The sequence below is a fragment of the Campylobacter sp. BCW_6871 genome, assembly GCF_001762325.1.
Taxonomy (GTDB): domain Bacteria; phylum Campylobacterota; class Campylobacteria; order Campylobacterales; family Campylobacteraceae; genus Campylobacter_D; species Campylobacter_D jejuni.
The window spans coordinates 1-4,961 of record NZ_MJWQ01000021.1; the positions used below are offsets into that span (position 1 = coordinate 1).

The window sequence follows — 4,961 nt, forward strand, 5'->3', positions numbered from 1 at the left end:
TTACAAACATAAAACTCTTGTTTTCTATCTTCATCTTCTAAGATTTCATCTAGTCCTTGTGCGATTTGAAGTTTTAAATTTTGCATTTTTGCAGGAGCTAAAAAACTAAAATGATATTCGTTTAATTCTTTATTATCTTCTAAAGCATTTTTGATGATTTTATCATACTCATGTAGCTGTGTAAAATACCCTACTCCTAAATCTTTATTTTCAAATTCCTTATAAGCACTTTTATAAACTTTAGCAATGTTTTTTGGGATAATAAAATAAAGTTTGATTAAATTAGTATCAAAGCTAAGATTTAATTCTTTAAATTCATAATCTTTACTAAAGTCTTGTTTGAATTGATTAAGAATATTTATATCCTCTATATCTTTTAAATCTTTTAAATCTATATTAAATTCATTTAAAGCTTTATCTTGTTCTTTTTTTTCATTATTGATTAAAAGATTATAGATAGGTAAATTATCTTTTTGAAATCTATCACTTTTATAATGAAGTCTTATTATAGGCTCTTTTAACTCTATTTGATTTTTACTTTGTTCTCCTAAGCCCTCTTTAGGATCAAAGCTGTGATCAAATTTAAACTTAGTAGGAGTAAAGCTTACTTTTAAAGCAAAGCCTTTATCTGTTTTACAAGCTGAGATGAGTTCTTGCAAGATTGCAAATTCATTATTGACTTTCTTTTGAGATAAGGATCCTTTTACATTAACAACTTTAGTACAAGGAACACTTACACCTGCTATAGTATTAGGACAAGCTACTATACTAGAGTTTAATAAATCACTTTCTAGCATTATAGGCACACCATCATCTTTAAAAGTTTTTCCTTTGTTTGATTTAAGTATGACTTTACCTCCATGGATACATTCTAGGTTTTGATTTTCTAAAAGAGCATGAAGTTTAGCTATAGCTTGTTTTTTATCTACTTGTGTGGTTTTTTGTTCTTTTAAAGTGTTTGAAATTAAGTCTTTATACTCTAAGCTTTGTTTGCTTAAACATTCTAATTTAATATTTAAAGAATTTTCTATAATAGAATAATTAAGCAAACAAAGTTCATCATTTTTATAAAAGATACTAAGTCTTCCTAAACCACTGCTTTCATCTTTAGGAGAAAAATAATAACTAGGTGTATCTTGTTTTATAGTATTATCTTGATCTAATTCTCCAAAGTAAAAAGGATTATTAGGAAGTTCATTTGATCCTGTAAGGAGAGTGGAGTTTAAAAAGATTTTTATATCTAAACTTTTAAAATCTATTTGATATTTTTCTTCTATGTCCTTTATATCCAAAACACTTCTATCTTTTGCAAAAATATCACAATGATTATCATAAATATGGATCAAATTTGACATAGAGATGAAAGAAGTATTGTTAGAATTATCTTGCAAATCTTGTAAATTTACTTTATCTAAGAATATGATTTTTATATTATTTGTCTTTAATACTATGGTATTGGTATTTTTATCATAAAATTGCTCTATGTTAAATACTTCGTTTAAAATTAAATTAACATCATTTTCCTTAGTATTAAAGCTTTGATTATTTAGATTATCTTGTAAGGAAATTTCTTTATTTAAATAGTCTTGGATATCTTTTATTTTTTCATTTCTTTTTTCTTTTAAAGTATTGATAGATTTATAAAGCCTTTTTCTAGCATCAAGATAGGTATCATTGAGCTTTTCTTTATCTAGGATGAAGATTTTTGTGAAAGTAGAATTATAGCCTAGATTGTTTATAGCGGTAGCTTGGGTGAAAAGCTCTTCTTGATTATAATTTATAGCTATGGAATTTTCACATTGATATAAGGCTTTTAAGTATGCTATGGATGAATTTTTATCTATTGTGTCTATTTCATCATTGTTTATAAAAGCAAGCCTTGTTATAAATAATTCTCTATCCATTTTTTTCTAAATATTTAAGATAAATGAATATTATATCAAATATATTAAATTTTTGATAGTCTTTAAAGATTTTCATATATCACATAAACACTTGAGATCAATATAGGAACATTACACACAAACCCTATAAACCAACTTAATTTTTTGCATTTTTCTCCTGTGCTATAACATTTAAAAAAATAAGCTTGCAATAAACAAGGAAGTATAAAAAATGTGATTACTAAAAAAAACATAGTTGCAAAGGTTAAAAATTTAAAATAATTACGCACTCTATATTCTTGCGGTGATAATTTTTCAATTTCTGGAGGATCAAGTAATACAAGCGATCTAGAGGTTTCAAGATCATAGGTAAGATAAAATATGATAACAATAGCCATAAAAAAGATAATAAAAGATATTAAAAAATAAGATTTTACAAATTCTTTTATATTAATCTTAATCCAATAATTTATATATAGAAAAGACAATAAGAACGCTTAGAGCTATAAGATAAAATTCTATAACACTACAAGTAAGAATAAATCCTATCAAACCCAAAAAATAGAAAGCGTAATACTATCTCCCATTTAAACTCCTGTATTATAAAGCACATTATAAGCTTTATCTTTAAAATCAAGTTTAGTGATAAAATCTTTACTATAAAGTCTAAAATCCAAACCATAAGGAGTGAATTTTTGATAGTCTTTAAAGATTTTCATATACCACATACACACTTGCAATTAATATAATAATATTGCATAAAAACCCTATAAACCAACTTAATTTTTTGCGTTTTTCTTCTGTGCTATAACATTTAAATAAATAAGCTTGCAATAAACAAGGAAGTATAAAAAATGTGATTGTAAAAAAAAACATAGTTATACAAGTCAAAAATCCAAAATAATTATATGCTTTATATTCTTGCGGTGACAATTCTTTAGCTTCTAGAGAGCTAAGTAATGCAAGATCCCTAGAAGTTTCAATACCATAGGTAAGATAAAATATGATAACAATAGCCATAAAAAAGATAATAAAATATACTAAAAAATAAGATTTTACAAATTCTTTTATGTTAATTCTCATCCAATAATTTAAAATAGAAAAGGCAATAAGAACACTTAAAGTTGTAAGATAAAATTTTATATTAGTAAAAGCAAGAATAAATCCAAATAAACCCCAAAAAATAGAAAATGTAATATCTTCTCCCATTTAAACTCCTGTATTATAAAGCACATTATAAGCTTTATCTTTAAAATCAAGTTTAGCGATAAAATCCTTACTATAAAGTTTAAAGTCCAAACCATAAGGAGTGAATTTTTGATAGTCTTGGTAATCTTGATTGTAAAGATAGTATTGCTTGGTTTTTGGGGATTGTAGAATATCAGCAAAGGTTATTTGTGGTATAAAAAATAAATATTTCTTTGGTTTATAAGTTTCCATCTGTCTTGTAGAACCCCAAATACTAAAACTCTTTTCATTAAAATCCCAAGCTCCAACAGGTTGTCCTAGCTTGATAAAATTTCCCTTATCATCAAATTCATGTCCTTGATCTAAAAAATCAAAGCTATCATAAACATAAACAAGCATTTCATCAACGCGGTATGATACCTTTTCTCTATCTCCTTGAATTTCTTTTTTAATGCTTAATTTCGAAGGAACAAAATTAAAAGAAAATTTACCACTACAAGCATAAAGAGATAGATCTTGCATGAGTTCATCATAAGTTTGTTCCCCAATCTCCGATGTATCATAACCTAACATAGTGCTCATTGTCAATGGTTGCGTTCTTAAATATGTTTTAATAAACCAAGTAAGAGAAAATTCTGTATCAAATTGCTTTGCGATATTTACTTGTAAATTTTCCCGAATTTGTCTGAAAAACTCATCATCACCCACACCTATATATTGACAATTTAAAGTATCAAGCTCATAGGGCTTACAGTCTAAAATGCGTTTATAATCTTTTGAAATTTCATCATTTTCTTTAATGATGATATAAGATTCTTCATTTTTATCGCTTCGATTTTCTTTTATATCGATAGCAAAATCAAATTTATATTCTCCTTGAGGCAAATTTTTTAATATCAAAATATTATGAGTTTTTTGTAAGATTATTTCTATTTGCTTTGTAAAATTTTGAGTGTATATGTCTTCTTTTGTATGAAATTTTTTACTTAGTCTTTTTATTATAGGAAAATGAGAATAAAACTTATCCCAATCTAGCGTAGTGTAAAATTTAATAGAACGCCTTTCTTCTCTTACTTCATTTGTTTTATTATCTATATGGCGAGAAAAACGCTCTGAATTTTGCCTTAGTCTTTTCATCTCTTGGGTTTGTGTGTTGTTTGGATAAGGGGTATAATGTAAAATAAGGGGTTCTATACCTTTACTTTGTAAGAAATTTTGTATTTCTTTTAGTCTTTGTTCTGCTTGGGGATTATTAGGCTTATTTTGTTTTACGGGGAGATGATAATTTTGTATTGTATCTATCTTAGGGCTATTTTGCCACAATACTTGAAGTTGATAGCTAATAGCCCAACCTAGTGTTGCTATTTCATTATTGCTTTTTTGATAGTATTTAAATTCATTATAACAACACTCTAATTCTGTAGGTAAAACTGTTTCATCATATTGCAAAGTGCTAAAATTTATATTATTAATATAAATTTGGCTCTTTAAAGTTTCTTCATTAATATGTCCTACTGGAACAATGTTTTCCCAAAAAAGTTCTTCATCCATTATTTCATCCTATTGTTTTTATATTTTTTAGAAATTCCTTAAGCATGTTCTCATTTAAATTTATAGAATACCTAGTCCAGCACATTCTAGCATATTTATAAAGTTTCATATATTTGGCTTGTTTTCATATATTATTTTATCCTTTATGATTTGCATTTGAATTCATCTTTAGGAGAAAAATAATAACTAGGTGTATCTTGTTTTATAGTATTATCTTGATCTAATTCTCCAAAGTAAAAAGGATTGTTAGGAAGTTCATTTGAGCCTGTAAGGAGGGTGGAGTTTAGGAAGATATAAGCTTGATAGTTTTGAAGTTCTTCAAAAGTAAAATCTGTCGTT

The 4,961-nt window shown here is 26.1% G+C and carries 4 protein-coding genes and 1 pseudogene; all 5 read right to left on the minus strand.

Annotated elements, in window-relative coordinates; translation table 11 throughout:
* The coding region (locus AJ930_RS10795; RefSeq protein WP_186820854.1) for a hypothetical protein at positions 1-1,049 on the minus strand (1,049 nt) is incomplete at its 3' end.
* A 1,421-nt stretch (positions 1,050-2,470) separates the two neighbouring features.
* Positions 2,471-2,602 (minus strand): hypothetical protein, encoded by a 132-nt coding sequence (locus AJ930_RS10480; RefSeq protein ID WP_016818322.1) that lies wholly within the window; start codon positions 2,600-2,602, stop codon positions 2,471-2,473.
* The gene (locus AJ930_RS02390) at positions 2,589-3,092 is read right to left on the minus strand and encodes a hypothetical protein (protein WP_070274789.1); all 504 of its coding nucleotides are present in this window, start codon (positions 3,090-3,092) and stop codon (positions 2,589-2,591) included. The genes AJ930_RS10480 and AJ930_RS02390 overlap by 14 nt, the downstream gene beginning before the upstream one ends.
* The gene (locus tag AJ930_RS02395; RefSeq protein WP_070233466.1) at positions 3,093-4,622 is read right to left on the minus strand and encodes a DUF6402 family protein; all 1,530 of its coding nucleotides are present in this window, start codon (positions 4,620-4,622) and stop codon (positions 3,093-3,095) included. It abuts the gene before it with no gap.
* A 143-nt stretch (positions 4,623-4,765) separates the two neighbouring features.
* Positions 4,766-4,961, minus strand: a pseudogene (locus AJ930_RS02400) (hypothetical protein); the annotation flags it as partial.